This window comes from Carnobacterium sp. (genome assembly GCF_032094055.1).
GTDB lineage: Bacteria > Bacillota > Bacilli > Lactobacillales > Carnobacteriaceae > Carnobacterium_A.
Window position 1 is genome coordinate 13,854 of the sequence record NZ_DAMDAK010000001.1, and the last position, 708, is coordinate 14,561.

Consider the following 708-nt stretch of genomic DNA (forward strand, 5'->3'; position numbering starts at 1 on the left):
GATCCGTCCCTCAACAAACGCTTGCTCGTCTTTAGCAGATTCATATTCAGAGTTCTCTGATAAATCTCCAAAGCTGCGTGCAATTTTTATTCTTTCTACGATTTCTTTTCTTTTCACTGTTTTTAATTCTTCTAATTCTGCTTCCAATTTTTCTTTACCTTCTAAAGTCATTGGATATACCTTTTCTATCATAACTAAATTCTCCTTTTTAAATCAAACTTATCTATTGGTTCTTATCTCATTTATTTTATTATTGAAAGCGTACTTACAATTTCAATAGAGACAAGATACCATGAAGACAGACATTTGTAAACACTTAAAATCTAATTTCATTTAATTTTAAGTTTTATTTTTGAACTACTGCTATTTATATAGAGAAGTGGTATAGATAAAAACAAAATAGTATCTTTGCTTTTAAAGACAACTGAAATACCTTCATTATTTTTTTGAAATTTAAGCTTTCATTTGATATTCAAGGATACTTCTGATTTTCGTAGTCATTAAGTCTATTGCTACTTGGTTACTGCCGCCTTCAGGAATAATAATATCGGCAAATTTTTTAGTCGGCTCAATAAATTGAGTATGCATTGGTTTAACAACTGTAAGGTATTGTTCAATGACAGAATTCAATGTCCGTCCTCGCTCCTCAATATCTCGTTTGATTCTTCGGATGATACGTATATCATCATCTGTATCAACATAGACTTT

General features: G+C 30.2%; 2 pseudogenes. Both read right to left on the reverse strand.

The window, feature by feature from the left end:
* Positions 1–192: pseudogene (locus RT405_RS00090) on the reverse strand (transcription elongation factor GreA); the annotation flags it as partial.
* A 261-nt stretch (positions 193–453) separates the two neighbouring features.
* Positions 454–708 (reverse strand): annotated as a pseudogene (locus tag RT405_RS00095) (uridine kinase); the annotation flags it as partial.